Source organism: Leeuwenhoekiella polynyae, assembly GCF_004104075.1.
GTDB lineage: Bacteria > Bacteroidota > Bacteroidia > Flavobacteriales > Flavobacteriaceae > Leeuwenhoekiella > Leeuwenhoekiella polynyae.
This window is the reverse complement of record NZ_QOVK01000011.1, coordinates 1-15,985: the sequence shown is the minus strand read 5'-3', so window position 1 is coordinate 15,985 and position 15,985 is coordinate 1. Positions and strand designations below refer to the sequence as shown.

Genomic DNA, 15,985 nt, shown 5'->3' with positions numbered 1-15,985 from the left:
ATGGCTAAAGTTTTATATAAACAAGAAGAAGCCGGATCGCTCATTCAGCACGATGATGGAGGTTTTGAGTTTAACTATTTGGAAGATTGGCTGAATAACCCCGATAAACCTGCAATAAGTTTGACCCTGCCCAAATCACAACAGACTTATCAATCGCCCTATTTATTTCCTTTTTTTTATAATATGTTGCCGGAAGGGACCAATCGGCAAGTGGTGTGTACCGAAATGCGTCTGGATACCGATGATTATTTTGGCATTTTGCTCACTACTGCTGCTTATGATACTATTGGTGCCATAACCCTAAAACGAGTTTCTGAAAGCTAATGGATATGCCTACCATTCAATACTGCCCCGGAACCCTGGTTGAAGGTCATACAACTTACAGTAGAAATTGCCTAAAACGCATGTTCAATAACCGAAAAGTATCCCATATACTTTCTTATGATTCACCGGGTGCTGGGTTGCCCGAAAGCCAGATCTTTAGAGATAATCAAAAGCGTATTTCGATATCGGGTGTGCAGGAGAAATTTTCGGTTCTTTTAGAGAAGAATACACTGCGGTTAATTCACGAAGGAGAACAAGGAGCATATATTTTAAAACCTATCCCTAATGCAGCAAAGCGCAGTGATCAAATGCCGGCAAACGAACATCTTACCATGCAACTCGCGCGGCAGGTTTATCAAATTGAAACCGCAGAAAATGCACTGATATTTTTTAAGAATGGGGATCCTGCCTATTTAACGAAACGATTTGATATTGCAGCGGACGGAAGTAAACTTGCTAAAGAAGACTTTGCTACACTTGCAGGTAAAACACCACAAACACACGGTGCACATTATAAATATGATGGCTATTATCTGGAACTTTTCGAATTGATGAAGACGTATTTGCCAGCTTATAGGACAGAAATTCCTAAGCTGTTTCAAGTATTGGTCTTTAATTATTTATTTTCGAATGGAGATGCACACCTCAAGAATTTTTCGATTTTGGAGACTCCTTTAGGAGATCATCGCTTGAGTCCGGCTTATGATTTACTCAATACCCGGATGCACGTAGATGATGCGGTTTTTGCCTTAGATGGTTTATTGTCCGGAAAGGACGGGCAAGGAAGCATTTATACCCAGTTTACGACCCTGGCAGATAAAATTAAGTTAACTGAAATGCAATTCAACAAGATTATGTCTACCATGCTTGGTGGTGCTGAACACGTAGAACAGCTGGTTCAGGCTTCTTTTTTAAATGAGCAATCTAAACGAAATTATTTACAAGCCTATCAGCGACGACTTAAAAGGCTTAAGCCTAACTTATAATTCCTTATTTTCTATTGCTTTTTAAGGACTTAAAAGCTCTTAAATGGATAATGTAGAATGGGAATAAACCCCATTTTCCTCCATTCCGCAAAAGGCCTGTCCTGAGCAAAGTCGAAGGGTTTCATTCCAGAAAAAGAGGTTTATTCCAAAATCTTGAACCCAATCCCAGATCTCGACAGCTGTCGGGAGGATTGCGTTCGCTGATCCTGCTGACTTCAAGTTTGCGTTTTACAAGAAACTTTTAACCAACTCCAAACTGGTAGTTGACATCCTGCACAGCACCCATTTCCTTTTCGGTTAAGAACTAAAATTTAGCCGGAGCCGCTTTGCATAACCAGGCTCCCCTGTCGCACTTTTTATAAAAGCGCTTCCTTGCTAAATTTTAAAAGGAAGTCTGTCGAAAAGGAAACGCGATGGCGCTATGGGAAGTAAATGGAACTGCAATTCAGATCCTTTTTTTCGTTGCCTTGATCTTAAAAAAGGTGGTTGTTGAAGCGTTCTGAGCTGGATGAAACACCAAGAAAAACGCTCCAGATATAATAAGTAAATGGGACCCCAGTACAGTTTACCAGACCAGCTTATTTTAAGCTCTTTAAAAAATCCCGGAATTCCCGGTTATCATAATCGGCCATACCCTGATGGGTCATAACAATGTCCCCATGGGCATCGATAACGTACGTTGTAGGAAGCCCATTGGTACTAAAAACTGACGGTATAGCAGATACAGGACTGTAAATGGGCAAATTAAACCCTTTGCGTTTGATATACGTTTTTGCTGTTTCAAAATCAGTATCAAAAGACAGCATTATAAAAGCAACTTCGTCTCCCATTTCTTTATGAAGATTATTAATACCGGGCATTTCTGCAATACACGGAGGGCACCACGTGGCCCAAAAGTTCAGAAAAATGACTTTCCCTTCAAATGCTTTTAAATTTGTAAGCTCACCATCTGAACTCCTTAATTCAAAGTTGAAATCGGCTTTAGGTACAAGAGGCTGCGTTTGGGCATCAGTATGGGTGCTGCTTAACTGCTCCCTATCGTTTAGATCGGGATTCACCAATCCCGTTTCAAGTAAACCCCGTTGTGCGAAAGCACTGATTTCAGTAAGAAACCCAGTGCTATACACAATAAAACCAATACCCAGTAGAGCAACATACTGAACCCACTTTCTCTTTATAGTCATAATTATTTTTTTTAATGAAATTCATAATTTGTTTCCGGAACTGTTGAAAAAGATTCAGTTCCCAGATATTCACAATACGCCCGACCTTCCAGCTTAGGGGAAACGGGCGACATTTCCTTTAAATAGTCTTCTACTGCCTCATGTATCGTATAATCTTTAACCTCAACATCCTTTACATCTGGCATCCTGCATAAATTATCTATGGGATCCCCGGGACGCAAACAGGCCGACAGGGTATAATACACATCATCCTGCATGGGTCTTCCATTTACGGTGATACGTTCAATACGATGCCCTTTCTTATTCTGACTGTTAAAAACCACGTTCATACCCGAAAATCGGACGAGCCATCCTCCAAAACGCTCCGTGGGTTTTTGAGAAAACGCATTGTGCATTTCCTGTTCTAACCAGTTCTTAATCTGAATTCCGGTAGCTTTACCTGTTTTGATTTTTTCGTTGACAGGAAGTAAATTCCATAAATTGGCCCGGGTGATTGGTGCAGGTTTATCAGGTTCAGGTACTATAGGGTTTCCAAAGCGAAAGCCGTTTGAAATGGCAATATCCACGCCGGTTTTCCAGCGGGCAGCATTCGTAATCATATTATCCATCGGGTTTTCAACGGTGAGATAGCGGTAAAGCGGAGTTTTTGTATACCCTATCACGGTTTCCAGAGAATCCTTGTAGGGCGCTTTTTTCCTATTTATTAAATCCTGAATCCCCGGATCTGCAGGGTATAATTCAGGGTCAACATCAAGAAGTTCATAATCATCACCTACCAGTTCTCCGTTTACAAAATGCAAGATCAACTTACCTACAAAAGAACCAAAGGCTCCAGGCTCTGTAACCTTGGCATATTTACCCGTTATGGGTTTTCGTACCCGTTCATGAGTGTCATTGCCCAAAATATAATCGGCTTGCGCTGCCAACGGATTATTCGCCAGCTCTACCTGCTTAAATATGCCCAAATGGGTAACCAGAAAAAGAACGTCCACACGCTCCTGTAACTTGAGGTGTTCCATGTGCTTCTTAAGATCATCGGTAAGACCACTAAACCCGATACCCTTGCTGAATATGGGATTCTGTCGCACCGGTACATCTGGATCATTAATCCCTATAAACCCCAGACGAATCCCTTCAATTTCCTGAATTGAATAAGGAGGAAATAAGAGGTCCATGCTCCCTTTGTGAACCATATTCTGCGCGATGACCTCTGTGTCATAGCCTTGCATGATTTCCATCATCACCTCTTTTCCATAAACTACTTCCCAGTTGCCGGGTATGATAATATCGTACCCCATGTTCTTTATGATTTCGGGCATTACCTTACCTTGAGAAAGCGCTGTATACCCACTGCCCTGTATTAAATCACCTCCATCCACAATAAGTGTGCGACCGGGACTCTTTTTACGCTCCTCAGCAAAGAGGGTTTTTACATGGGCCAGTCCCCCTCGTTCCCTGAATACGATTTTTCCATCTTCGCGAAAAAGTTCGGGATGCGGATCCAGCTGTCCGTGAATATCCGCAGTTTGCAGGATGGTTATACTTAAGGTATCCCCTGAGCTATTTGGGCGATCTGTAGCCTTGACCTTTTCGGTTTTACAGTTCACCAGTATTACGGGCAAGCTCAAAAATACAAGGATGTTTAATTTAAATCTGTGAATCATTTTCATCTCTTTCTTATGTTCTTAAAGACTTAAGCTTTTATAACCTTTATGCTGTAACCGGAAATTGTGCAGGATTCCGTTTTCCACAATTTTAATCCCGGAAGGTACCGCCGCTCTGCTCACCTTAAACTTCTTCAGTGAAAATCCACAGGCTATTATCTGGACCCCTGCTTTTTTTGCCCGTTCAATGAATGGGGTAATTAGGTCATCCTGAGTTATATCTCCAATTTCTTTTCCGCAAATAATGACCTGAAAATCCCCAAAAGAATCGCCCTGTTCAGCCCGAAGGGCTTCGGCTGTGAGGAGTATGGGTTGCAATTGAGGTACTTTTTTAGTGAGTACCACATAATTACTTTTTGTTGGTTGATTTTCCTGTGCCTGTGTTTTAGCCGTATTAAAGGTGCTTAGTATCAAAAGGATATAACTGAATAAATAGAATTTCATGATTATTTTTTTAAAAGGTTACTGGTATCGTTCCATACAAAAAAGAGAAGTCCGCCAAAAATTGCTATGTTTTTAAAGAGAGGGCCCAATGTGTTTATTTGCCCTACCTGAATGGTTAGTGTGATGGGTAGGAGTACTGCCATTAACAGCAATGCCGCCCATTTGGTTTTGTACCCAATAAGGAACAGGAAACCAGCTGTTAGCATTACAATACCTGATAGAACAATCAGCACTTGGGGATCACCAAAGAAATAGGCAATACCCTTAAAACTGGCCTGTTCTATACGTTTAGCTGTTTCTTCTACATGAACGAGGTGATTAAAACCCGCCACGAGAAAAATACCGCTTATCAGTATGCGTAACAGTTGAATGGAACGACGGCTTACCCGAATTGTAGTAGCCATTGTTACTAATGTTATAGATGTGAATTTAAATGAAGTACGTTACCGTAAAGGTTCGTACCAATTGAGAACACTTTGATCCTGCCGGTAGGGCAAGTACATTATAAGTTCTCTTGAGGAGGGACTCAACCCATTCGGGGAGGGGGAGAGTCGTTATCAGAATAGCGATACATTAATGCCGAAGGTGATTCTTCAGGTGGTACCGGAGTACTCACATCAAGCGATGTCTCCCAGTTGTTAAAGGTCACCTGTAATGGCGAGGCACAAAAACCACTCAAAATCAAAATAGTATAGGTTTCGGTTTCAGATTTTGTCAGGTTTTTAGTTTGACCGGTTTGCTTTGGGGAGTTTTTCTTTTTACAATAGGGATTTACAAAAGTGGTCTCTGAACCCTTGAATAGTAAACTCACTGCATTCGTATCAATAGCAATAAACTTTATCAGAAAGATAAAGGTGAAAAAAATTGGTATGTAAGACCTGGGTAAAACCATAAGCACAAATGTAATTCAATACTTCTTACCCATTTGTAACTTAAGTTACCCAGCGTATTCGTTTTTTCAATCTGCTACGCCGTTATCTGTTCAATGATTTTTTAAACCGTTGTTACAAACAGAAAAACGCTCCAGATATAATAAGTAAAGGGGTTTGCTTCTCATTTAATTTGACAGCATTTGATATCAAAATTAATGGAAACTTTTTTACTTACCTTCAGGTAAAATAAGTAGCATTTTAGGGAGCGAAGCGGAGGAAAATGTATAGCAAGAGGGTAACACGCTGCGCGCTGTTACGGTATACATTTATGGATTAAGTTGTTGGTAATCAGTTAATTGATAATTTTTTATTACTGATTGATCTTTAGATTTTTGCGACAAAAGCTCTGGGAGCCCCTATTTTTAGTGAAGATTTTGCGACAAATCGATTTAATCTGCTTGCATTTCAGGTGTCAGATTTTTTTCAGAAAACCAATGGAGTTCCGAATTTGGATGATTAGTTCAAAGCGATAAAAGGTGCTAAAATGAACTGGATGACGAAAAGTTTGAGAACTGGAATAGGAAGGATTTCTAAGTATTTGAGTTTACAGTTCACTCACGCCCGTTGTATATGCCCTATGACATTTAGTGAGCGTAACCCTCACCCTACGGGTATACAAGTACCCTCAACCCTAAAGGTCATTTTATAGTTCATTCAAAATATCATTTACTTTTCTTTCATCAGTACGGCTTCGTTTCTTGAGTTGGTTAATAAGCAAGCTCACGCGTTGTATGTGCTCCGTCGCACTTAGTGAGTATCTGGAATCTCACTTTACGGATGTACAAGCACCCTCTTTTTTAGTTTAGACTTTTGAGTTAGGAGTTCAGCGTTTTTTATTTTTTAAATCGCCATTTGTCAAAAGTCAGATGTCACGCGTTGTATGTGCCTGTTACACTTAGTGAGTAGCTATAATCTCACCTTATGGGTGTACAAGCACCCGCTTAATTAGTTTAAATTTCCAAATTATTATATTCAAAGTCCGTTTTTACCGCCTAGTATAAATATACGATGAGCTCGCGCGTTGTATGTGCCCGTTACACTTAGTGAGTATCTTTGATCTCACCTTAGGGGTGTACAAGCACCCGCTTATTCAGTTCAAATTTATCCTACGACCAACTCAATCCCAGCCTTTTCCGCTTTGTATTTGATTTTAGTCATGAGTTCGTAATAATTCCAGTTTCTAAGTACAAAATCCTTTTCATGTGCGGCTTCTATTTTGGCTTCCTGATTTACCAGTATCAAGGTACCGGCTTGATGTTTGACGCAAAAATCAATGAGTTTACGACTATACACGTGCAAGCGCTGATTGACATACTTGGTTTCTTTATCCTTATATTTTTCTACGGCCTTGAGTTTGCGTTTGCGCCCGTGGCCACCACGGGAATGTACCGATCCGGCCATCGCCCGTTTACGGGCGGCCTGTATCGCCAGCCTACGGTATAAAAACTCCTCTTTTGTTCCAATAGTCGTTCGATTACTACCAATCTTGACGGTAATGGGATATTCTAGTGATAAAGAAGCCTCAGCAACCACATTAGGCTTTAAGGCGTGTTGCTCTTGCTCGATATCAAAGACCGCCAGCCAGAATATCTTCCCGTTTTTTAATTGGATCTGGGAGGTGCGTAAACGGGTATCCGCTTTGAGTACCCGGTGTAACAAAACCCGCTTATCGGAGAAGTCCCGGCCCAAATAGGTGCAAAAGGGAATCTTAAAAAGTCGGAAACAAAAACAATTTCGTTCTTCATCGTATTTAAAGCTGAACATACTGTTGGGACCAAACGGAAAGCCATTATCTCTTTTAAAATTTTGAAGGGAGCGCTCCCCACTCCAGTACTCCGGTGCATTTTTTTTAAATGCACTTTCTAAGTTCCGGTTTAAACTCGATAAGATTTCGGTTGGAATTTTACCTTTAAACCGGTCTGAGATCACCCGGTAGGTGGTGTTGATACGCGAGCGGTTTAGAATGCCGTTTTCGTCTTTCTTTTGATCTGCCAGTTTATACTGAATGTCCTCGGTCAAATAAAAAAATTCCTTGATCATTTCCTGCACATAGAGGTGTGAGACGATGATATTGGAAGCCTTAAAACAGCAGTATTGCCAATCGTAAAGTTTGGCCATTGCTGCTTTACGCTCCTCATAATCGGGCAGGTCTATATTGAGTTGGATCTTGCGAGTTAGGCTGAGGGTTTTGTTTTTCATCATTAAGCGGATTGTAAGTGTTCGTGCTGTTGTAACAGCTTATAAGCCGTCGTAAAGGCGCGGTGTACTTCCTTTTGAGAAAGCTTGAGTTCGTTTGCGATCTGGGCAAAAGAATACTGCTGTTCGCAGCGCAGGGTCAATACCCGGGTTTCCTGTTCGGTCAGCTCCTGGGGTGGATTGGAAGCTTCTGAAACCGAACGTTCCTCCTCAGTCAGACACTCCTGCTGCAGGATATTTTTGAGCTGCTGAATAGCATCTTTCATCAGGTTGCTGGCATCCTTAATGCTGATCCCCATATGCTCCGCAATGGTTTTGTATTTAAAGCCGTGTTGCATTCCCAGTTCTATAAGGCGTTTGAACCGCGTTCCGAGCAAGGGCAATATACCGACTACCTGCTCATATTCTTTTTGGCTGTTTTGCTGATCTTCCAGATGCGTATCGACTGCTTCAGGATCATAGCCCCACCTATAGTCCTGATAATTGAGAATAGAGTCATAGGAGTAAATACTGCGTTGAAACTGATTCCCCGGTCGTGTGTAAAACCACTTGCATTCATTGGAAATGACCGCATAGAGGAAATTAACCAGGTGTTGAGGCGACTCGATATCGTCGCGTTTGTACCACAGCCTTAAAAAGGCATCCTGTACGAGTGTTTCTACCACAAAGACATCTTTAAGCATACTCCTGCCCATCCAGTAGATGGGGCGGTAATAGTGTTTGTATAACGCATTAAATGCCTGGCTGCAGCCCGATTTAAAAGACTCAAAGTGTATTTCACTGGGATAATGCTTCATAACTGTACCCGTTTTTATTTATTCCACATAGTTTTAAAATAAGGGTGTACTGATCTTAAGCAGGTGTATGATTATACCAGCCCAAGAGCACATTTTAAATTAGGGTATAGCTGCGAGGCTTCATTAAATAAGAAGCATAGCTTGAATGTTGAGAAATGCTGAGAATAATACAAAAAGGCGCAGGTCTCAACTTATCGAATCAAGGTACTGGTATACCGCGCAACAATAAGTGAGAGCCCACGCCCGGGTCGTGAGCATCCCGGCTTATCCTCTCGTTGCTAAAAAGTACCAGTTTTTGATTCGAGATTCAAAGCGAATGCTTCTAATATGTTATGCTAAGAAGTTTCGCAAATATATAATTATGAGGTAAATATATAAAAAAAAACAAATTGTAGTTAGTACTACCTACATTATTTATGTTAAAATTTGTGAGCTTGCTTATTCACAAGGCTGTCAAATGATTTCCGATCAAACATATCTTTTAAAATTTGGAGAAAACGTTCTTAAAAGGAGAACAGAACTTAAATTAAGTTATAGACAGCTAGCTCAAAAATGTGATCTTGATTTTAGTGCCATTTCAAAAATTGAGAAAGGCCAAAAAAGTCTGGAATTCCAAACTATCATTGAACTTGCCAAAGGTTTAGATATACATCCCCGAGAACTTTTCGATTTTGATTTCCCAATTAATAAGGTTTAAAATAGCCTGATTTGATATTCCTCTATAAACTTAACCGAAACTTTTTTTCTTAAAAGCTCGATTATTACAGATATCCATAATACACTGTATTTTAAATTGTTTAGTTTTATAAAAGTGATTTAAATCTGCATAGCAGCTATTTAAATCACTTTTATAAAACCTTACATAATTGATTTATATGTGGAGCGATAATGAAACTCATTTAGACTTTATTAATTTTAAGAATCTCATTGATGCTTCCAAAACCATCATAGACAATGACCAACTCTTGCCTTGCAGTATTGGAATATTTGGAGATTGGGGTGGTGGAAAATCAAGCTTAATGAACATGATTGAGACCACCTATAAAAATGAGAAAGATATATTGGTAATAAAATTCAATGGGTGGCTTTTTGAAGGTTATGAAGATACCAAAACTGTATTATTAGGGCGAATACTTGATGAAGTAATTAGAGAGAGAACGCTTAACGAAAAAGCTAAAAAACTAGCATTAAGCTTACTACGAAAGGTAGACATTCTGAAAGTTACAGGTTCAGTAATTAAATATGGTATGGGTATAGCTACAGGCCCAGTAGGTATTGCTGGTATAGCTCTTTCAAATATTTTAAATCAAGGAAAAGATTTTGACTATGAAAATTACTTGAAGATAGACAAAGAAAATCCAGATGAACTTATCAGAAATAATATTCAAAATTTTCATCAAAACTTTGAAGATCTTGTGGCTGAGACTAAAATACAGAAAATAATAGTGTTTATCGATGATTTGGATCGTTGTACACATGAAACCATAATAGGAACATTAGAGGCTATTAAACTCTTTTTATTCACTAAAAAAACAGCTTTTGTAATAGGTGCCGATGAACGTCTAATAAAGTATGCAGTCCGAAGGAGGTTTCCAGAAATTCCTGGAGATAACAGTGAAGTGGGACGCGATTATTTAGAGAAAATGATACAATATCCCATTCGTATTCCACCTCTTAGTGAATTAGAACTGAGTATTTATGTAAACCTGTTATTTTGCCAATTATATCTTGAAAATGAACAATTTGAAATTGTAAGAGAAATAATTTTACGCAAAAAAAATGAAAATCAATCAGGCTTTTCATTAAACTTCAATAATGCAAATGAGTTTATAAAAGACATTCCTGAATCTCTTAAGGAAGCGCTTCTTCTTTCAGAACAAATTATTCCTGTACTCGCATCTGGCCTTAATGGAAATCCTCGACAAGTTAAACGTTTTTTAAACACACTATTATTAAGGTCTAAAATGATTGCAAATACTCATGAAAAATTTGAGAAACGAATTCTGGCAAAACTAATGTTATTGGAATATTTTAAAGGAGAGACTTTTGAGGATTTTTATGAAGAACAAGCGCAAAATAAAGGGATAATTAATGAGATGGGTACGTTAGAAGAATTAGCCCTAGATCATAACAAAGATTCCATTGAAGTTAAGAAAAATTCGTCAAAGCATTTTGATTTGCTTGAAGATCCATGGATTAAAAACTGGCTGATATCTAAACCTTCTCTTGAGGGTGTTGATTTGCAGCCATATTTTTATGTCTCTAGAGACAAATTGTCTATTATGGGTTCTAATATACGACGTATGAGTTCGGAAGCTCAGGAAATCTTTCGTAAATTAATACAGGGATCAGAGACTATACGTAGCACTGCTCTGCATAATTCTAAAAAATTAAGTCAGGGTGACGCGGTGACGGTATTCGAATCCCTTAAGGAAAAATTCGTTCAAACAGAACAGGTTAGCGGGGATGGATCTCCTCTTGAAATACTTTTTAACTTCTGCAAGATTCGTACTGAATTAAACTCTCAGCTACTCTCTATGTTAGAAGATCAGCCGGATTCACGTATTCCTTTAGCAGCAATAACTCAGGTGATTGAAATCGGTAAAACTGGGAGCCACAAAGAAAAAGTCAAAGACCTTATCTCAAGATGGAGTAAATCCGTTTCTAATAAACCCCTTGCCTCAATAGCAAAGAAAAAATTGATAAAATCCTAAATCATGGGAACATCTAAATCAGGTTCTGGAATCCCAGGATCTTCCCCACTTTTACCTGACTGGGCCCCACCAGCTTCACCTCCGCCGACAGAAGAAGAACAACAGGATGTGCAAGACGATAATAATGAAAAAGTAAATCCTGATATAACTATTCACGAATCCACCGGTAATTTTCAGTCTGTAAAATCAAATTTCACTAAGTATATAAATAATCCATCGAGAACCACTTTCAAAACTGCGATACGCAACTATATACATAAAACAGGGGGTGTAAAAAAAGCCACCACTTCTGCGGCAGTAGGTATAAATATCGGAAGAGGATATATTAGTTTTCTAAATAATCTAAGTTCACAGGGGGTATCAGAAACACTATCTCAACTAGGACTGACAAGCCATATTGGTAGGTCTAGCGAAGAAGTATTAGCAATTATCGCCGACAAAATTGCACCTGTCGGCTCCACGAACGATGAAGCAATTGCCAGAGCTGCTGTCATAATCGCCACGCAAAAATTGTATGAGCGTCTGGAAGAAGATGGCCAAGATTTGAATAGTTTAGATTTTCTGAACATAACTCTTATCAAAGAAGTTGTAATAGAATATGTAATTGCTTATATATTTAAAAAATGGGTATATGAAGCTGGTATGGCTCTAGAAAAAAATAAGTTGTCAGAAAATAAGGCAATTGAGTTAGAGCATCAGATGAAAGATTTTATAAGACAGGAAGTTAAAGTGGGAATAGAGAGTGCTAACCTGAAAGACTTTGATCTAGCACAAGGCTCTGGACGTGACTTGGTTACAGATATTTTCGAACTAGCCTACACAACCTTGGAACAATGAAAAAAATAAAAGTAATTCTTAAGCAACATAGACAAGATAACTTCAATTTCAAAGAAGAAAAAGATGTTTTGACCATCTTTACGAACGATAGAGGATTATCAGAAACTATTGTAACAACCAATGTTTTTGATATCTTAAAAAAGTGTGCTATCACTACCTCGGAAGAAGCAAATGATCTTCTTCACTTAGCTATAGGTCTCTATGTTATTGACCAAATATACTCTAGAAAGATTTTTGGCTTTCAAGGATGGAGTCGCTATTTCGAAATTTATATACCAGTTGCAAAACCACAACTTTGGCAAGAAATCAAGGAAGAACTTGAAAATACCTTATCATTTCTCAGTGGAGATAGATGTTTTTTTAATTTTAGAGAATTAATTAAGGAAGAAAAGCAGTTAAAATTTTTACAAGAAAATAAGGACTGGAAAATTGATAAAGTAGCGCTTTTTTCTGGTGGAATGGATTCTTTCATCGGTGCTATTGATTATCTTGAACAAGGAAATCGTATGGCTTTTGTAAGTCATCATAAGCGAGGTTCTGAAGGAAAAGCCCAGCAAAAACTGTTTGGGGCTTTGAAAAACAAATATGGAGATAGATCGTTCGAGACATTTCGGTTCTGGGTTCAACCAGTCAAAAAAAATGCACCTTCTGCTGATATAAGCAGTAGAATGCGTTCATTTCTTTTTGTTTCTCTTGGTCTTACCATTGCTAATAGCCTAGGGGAAGAAATAGATTTTATTATTCCAGAAAATGGACTTATTTCATTAAATGTTCCTCTAACAGGCACGAGATTAAGTAGTCATAGCACGCGCACTACTCATCCTTATTACATCTATCTACTTCAAAATATCTTCTATCATTTAGGTATTAAAAATAAAATCTACAACCCGTATCAAACTAAAACTAAAGGTTCTATGGCGTTAAACTGTGAAAACCTAGAACTATTGCGAGAATTTAACAAGGATACACTTTCTTGTTCTCATCCCGATCAAAACAGATGGAAAAAAGGTGGGAAATCAGGTGTTAATTGTGGATATTGTGTGCCTTGTATTATAAGACAGGCTGCTGAAAAAAAAGCAAATATAGAAGATACTGTATATATTCACGATATTATTAATAATCCTAATTCTTTAAAATCTAAGTCTCGTGAAGATTTGCGAGCCTTTCAATTAGCATTGGAACGTTTAAAAAGTGTTTCTGAGAAATCTCTAATTTTTGAAGTCCTGAATTCAGGACCTCTTTCATTTTCAAACAAGTACGAATTATCAGATTATGTTGGTATATATAAAACTGGTATGGAAGAAGTAGCAGAATTCCTATATCCATAATCATGAATTTCCACGATACCCATTTTCACCTAGATCTTATGGGTGATCCTGAAGCTTTAGTCAAACAAATTGAAACTAATAAGTGCTATACTATTGCAGTGACTAATAGTCCAAGTGTATTTTTCTATTCTAGAAGTCTCAGTCTAGGTACAAAATATCTCCGGGCGGCATTAGGGTTTCATCCTGAATTAGTTTCTGAAAGATACTATGAATTGCCGAAATATCTTGAACTCATAAATCAAACACGCTATATTGGTGAGATAGGTTTGGATAAACACAGAAAATCCGCTGCTAATTTTAATAAGCAGTTAGATGTTTTTACAAAAATAATTTCTGCTTGTAGAAGTTGTGGAGATAAAATTATTACGATCCATAGCCGTAAAGCTGAGAAAGAAGTTCTACAAATCATTGGGTCCAATTTTCCCGGTAAAATAATTCTCCATTGGTACTCGGGACCTCTAAAACTAATAGAAACAGCCCTTAACAATGGTTATTATTTTTCATTTAACTTAAAAATGTTAAAATCAAATAATGGTAGAAAGATTCTACAAAAGCTACCTATAGATCGTTTATTATTAGAATCTGATGCCCCCTTTACACTATCTCAAAATCAAGAATACCACTCCTTATTATTTCAAGAGATGGTATTCGATCTTGCTAGATTAAAAAAATTAAGTGTAAATGATATAATTTTATCTTTAAACAAGAATTTCAAAAAGCTTTTAAAATAGTCATTAGAAAATTTTATCCATAAAATATTTTTAATTAACTAGCTTATTTTCAGAAGCTAATTGCAGTTTTTAAAATCATTATTGACTTTATTTAAGCCGTTTGATAATTTTGTATTTACTATCTCTAATTTTCTTCTGCAAACTCCTCGCCAAAAAATAGGTTACCTATATAGACGCGCTAGCAAAAATTTTATGACTAACTTGGAATTGACTATTATTGAAAAGATCAAAAAAGAATTAAATATCTCTGATGAGGTTTCTATTATTGAACTACATGATAAACTTTACAAAGAAAGAAATTTGACTCACCCTGATAAGGTTGACGAAAAATTAAAAGAAAAAGCCAAAGAACGATTTAGTATTTTAAATAATTTATTAAAAGAACTTAAAATCTACATAGACAGACACAACTTAAAATCCTCCAGCTCTTTAATACTCTTTGAAAATGACTATGAAAAAATCAATGATAGAAGTAAAATACTAAGACTTGAAAAAGATATACTTGATTTAAAGAAAGTAATAAAAAAACAAGAAAAAGAAAACAAAAAATTAAAATCAACCCTAAAAAAAATCCAGAAGGATAAATCTCAAGAATTAACTGACAAACTAAAAAATTATTACGAACCCAAGAGGTCTAGCTTTTTAGTGTTAGGAATTTCTGCATTCCTTTTGATCCTTATAAATATATCAGTTCAAATACAAAGATTAAGTGCTATTTTTTTAGACTTCTTACCAATCAAACTAGATTATTTTAACCTAGTTTTAATAATAATTTTAGGCTTTATTTTCCTAAGCCTGTTATATAAAAACTTTAAGTATCGGAAAATTCAAAATATTACAGAAGAACTTAAATCTCCCTCATTCATAACGACATTTTGCCATATTTACGCAAAAGAACACGAAGATTATTTTGAAACAAAATTCTTTCTAGAAAGTAGTATTGAAAGATCGATAACAAATAGACATGCTAATAAAAAGTTTAAAAATCAGAGCTGGCATAAAAAAGATCGAATAATAAAACGAATAATCGAAGTTTTAGAGGACAGAATTAAAAACCCGATAGGTATAAATGATCAAAAAAGTTTAAATTATTTAAAAGACATTTTTATTTATAATTTAATCACTAAAGGATATATTAGATTTGGAAAGTCTAATAATCTTGATCGAGAGTTTCTCATTGAATAATTTTTTACTTCGACCCGGTTCGATAGCTGCATACATAAAAAGATTAAGATAACGTAAAAGGAGTTCCTTATTAATCTTTCTAAGAGAAAATATTAAAAAATGTGTATTTTATCTGAATTAATCCTAATATAACATACAAACCCTTTTTTCAGGTACTAAAGCTTTTAGAAGGCCTGTTTGTATAGCTCCACTCTTTCTATACCGACTTCGTATGCGGTAATCTAAAGGCTCAGATGCTCTTATATGCTTCAACATTCTTACCATTATAAACCCATATCTACCCACAAAAAGAATGGAAAAGTGTGGTTGCAGTGTGGGTTCACTGTGGACTCATTGTGGAGTCACCCTGCTTTTTTAGGGGAATAAAGTATCTCTAATTAGCTATCAAAGCATCACGATGCGTTCATTATACCCGTCTAATACCGTACTGGGTAGCGATTTTAAATAAACCTGAGTAGTATTTAAGCTCGTATGCCCTAACATTTCTGATATAGCCTGTAACGGCACTTCCTGAAGCATAGCCTGAGTGGCAAAGCTGTGTCTGGATAACTCGGATCAAATTGTGCCACTGATTTCGGTCGGTTAGTGCCAGGCATTTCGGTTTGAATTGTGCCACTTTTGGGTTTTTAGTTAAGCCTGTATCGGTTCGATTTGTGCCAGTTG

16 protein-coding genes are annotated in these 15,985 nt (G+C 37.3%); 8 read left to right on the top strand and 8 right to left on the bottom strand.

Annotated features, from left to right (window positions below):
- Together DSM02_RS12305 and DSM02_RS12300 are read left to right on the top strand one after the other, a co-directional pair.
- A complete protein-coding gene (locus DSM02_RS12305) occupies window positions 1-324 on the top strand; it encodes a HipA N-terminal domain-containing protein (RefSeq protein WP_317128244.1) in 324 nt (107 codons plus the stop codon).
- A gap of 5 nt (window positions 325-329) precedes the next feature.
- Window positions 330-1,310, top strand: coding sequence for a type II toxin-antitoxin system HipA family toxin (locus tag DSM02_RS12300; RefSeq protein ID WP_317128243.1), 981 nt, complete (start codon window positions 330-332; stop codon window positions 1,308-1,310).
- A gap of 578 nt (window positions 1,311-1,888) precedes the next feature.
- Here the strand turns inward: DSM02_RS12300 and DSM02_RS12295 are convergent.
- The 7 genes from DSM02_RS12295 to DSM02_RS12265 form a co-directional block, all read right to left on the bottom strand.
- Complete coding sequence (locus tag DSM02_RS12295) at window positions 1,889-2,494, bottom strand: TlpA family protein disulfide reductase (protein ID WP_128765921.1); 606 nt, start codon at window positions 2,492-2,494, stop codon at window positions 1,889-1,891.
- A gap of 11 nt (window positions 2,495-2,505) precedes the next feature.
- Window positions 2,506-4,158, bottom strand: coding sequence for a bifunctional metallophosphatase/5'-nucleotidase (locus tag DSM02_RS12290; protein WP_382402998.1), 1,653 nt, complete (start codon window positions 4,156-4,158; stop codon window positions 2,506-2,508).
- 21 nt (window positions 4,159-4,179) lie between these two features.
- Window positions 4,180-4,602, bottom strand: a complete 423-nt coding sequence (locus DSM02_RS12285) for a DsrE family protein (RefSeq protein WP_128765919.1) — start codon at window positions 4,600-4,602, stop codon at window positions 4,180-4,182.
- A gap of 2 nt (window positions 4,603-4,604) precedes the next feature.
- A complete protein-coding gene (locus DSM02_RS12280; protein WP_128765918.1) occupies window positions 4,605-5,006 on the bottom strand; it encodes a DoxX family protein in 402 nt (133 codons plus the stop codon).
- Between the two features lie 122 nt (window positions 5,007-5,128).
- Complete coding sequence (locus tag DSM02_RS12275) at window positions 5,129-5,413, bottom strand: hypothetical protein (protein ID WP_128765917.1); 285 nt, start codon at window positions 5,411-5,413, stop codon at window positions 5,129-5,131.
- A gap of 1,222 nt (window positions 5,414-6,635) precedes the next feature.
- Window positions 6,636-7,733 carry a hypothetical protein gene (locus DSM02_RS12270; protein ID WP_128765991.1) on the bottom strand — a complete coding sequence of 366 codons (1,098 nt, stop codon included), beginning with the start codon at window positions 7,731-7,733 and terminating at the stop codon, window positions 6,636-6,638.
- A gap of 2 nt (window positions 7,734-7,735) precedes the next feature.
- Entirely contained in the window at window positions 7,736-8,527 is a 792-nt protein-coding gene (locus DSM02_RS12265) for a sigma-70 family RNA polymerase sigma factor (protein WP_128765916.1), read from the bottom strand.
- A 457-nt stretch (window positions 8,528-8,984) separates the two neighbouring features.
- Between DSM02_RS12265 and DSM02_RS12260 the strand changes: the two genes are divergently transcribed.
- From DSM02_RS12260 to DSM02_RS12235, 6 genes are all read left to right on the top strand, one after another.
- Window positions 8,985-9,224 (top strand): helix-turn-helix domain-containing protein, encoded by a 240-nt coding sequence (locus DSM02_RS12260; RefSeq protein WP_128765915.1) that lies wholly within the window; start codon window positions 8,985-8,987, stop codon window positions 9,222-9,224.
- Window positions 9,225-9,402: 178 nt separating this feature from the next.
- Window positions 9,403-11,241, top strand: a complete 1,839-nt coding sequence (locus tag DSM02_RS12255) for a KAP family P-loop NTPase fold protein (RefSeq protein ID WP_128765914.1) — start codon at window positions 9,403-9,405, stop codon at window positions 11,239-11,241.
- A gap of 3 nt (window positions 11,242-11,244) precedes the next feature.
- Window positions 11,245-12,078 carry a Qat anti-phage system associated protein QatB gene (gene qatB / locus DSM02_RS12250; RefSeq protein ID WP_128765913.1) on the top strand — a complete coding sequence of 278 codons (834 nt, stop codon included), beginning with the start codon at window positions 11,245-11,247 and terminating at the stop codon, window positions 12,076-12,078.
- Window positions 12,075-13,406: a Qat anti-phage system QueC-like protein QatC gene (qatC, locus tag DSM02_RS12245; protein WP_128765912.1), complete on the top strand. Its 1,332-nt coding sequence runs from the start codon at window positions 12,075-12,077 to the stop codon at window positions 13,404-13,406. The genes qatB and qatC overlap by 4 nt, the downstream gene beginning before the upstream one ends.
- Window positions 13,407-13,408: 2 nt before the next feature.
- Window positions 13,409-14,137 (top strand): Qat anti-phage system TatD family nuclease QatD, encoded by a 729-nt coding sequence (gene qatD / locus DSM02_RS12240; protein WP_128765911.1) that lies wholly within the window; start codon window positions 13,409-13,411, stop codon window positions 14,135-14,137.
- Between the two features lie 81 nt (window positions 14,138-14,218).
- Entirely contained in the window at window positions 14,219-15,322 is a 1,104-nt protein-coding gene (locus DSM02_RS12235; RefSeq protein ID WP_128765910.1) for a hypothetical protein, read from the top strand.
- 384 nt (window positions 15,323-15,706) lie between these two features.
- On the opposite strand, the gene DSM02_RS20730 is transcribed toward DSM02_RS12235, so the two are convergent.
- Entirely contained in the window at window positions 15,707-15,841 is a 135-nt protein-coding gene (locus tag DSM02_RS20730) for a site-specific integrase (RefSeq protein WP_317128242.1), read from the bottom strand.
- Window positions 15,842-15,985 lie beyond the last annotated feature (144 nt).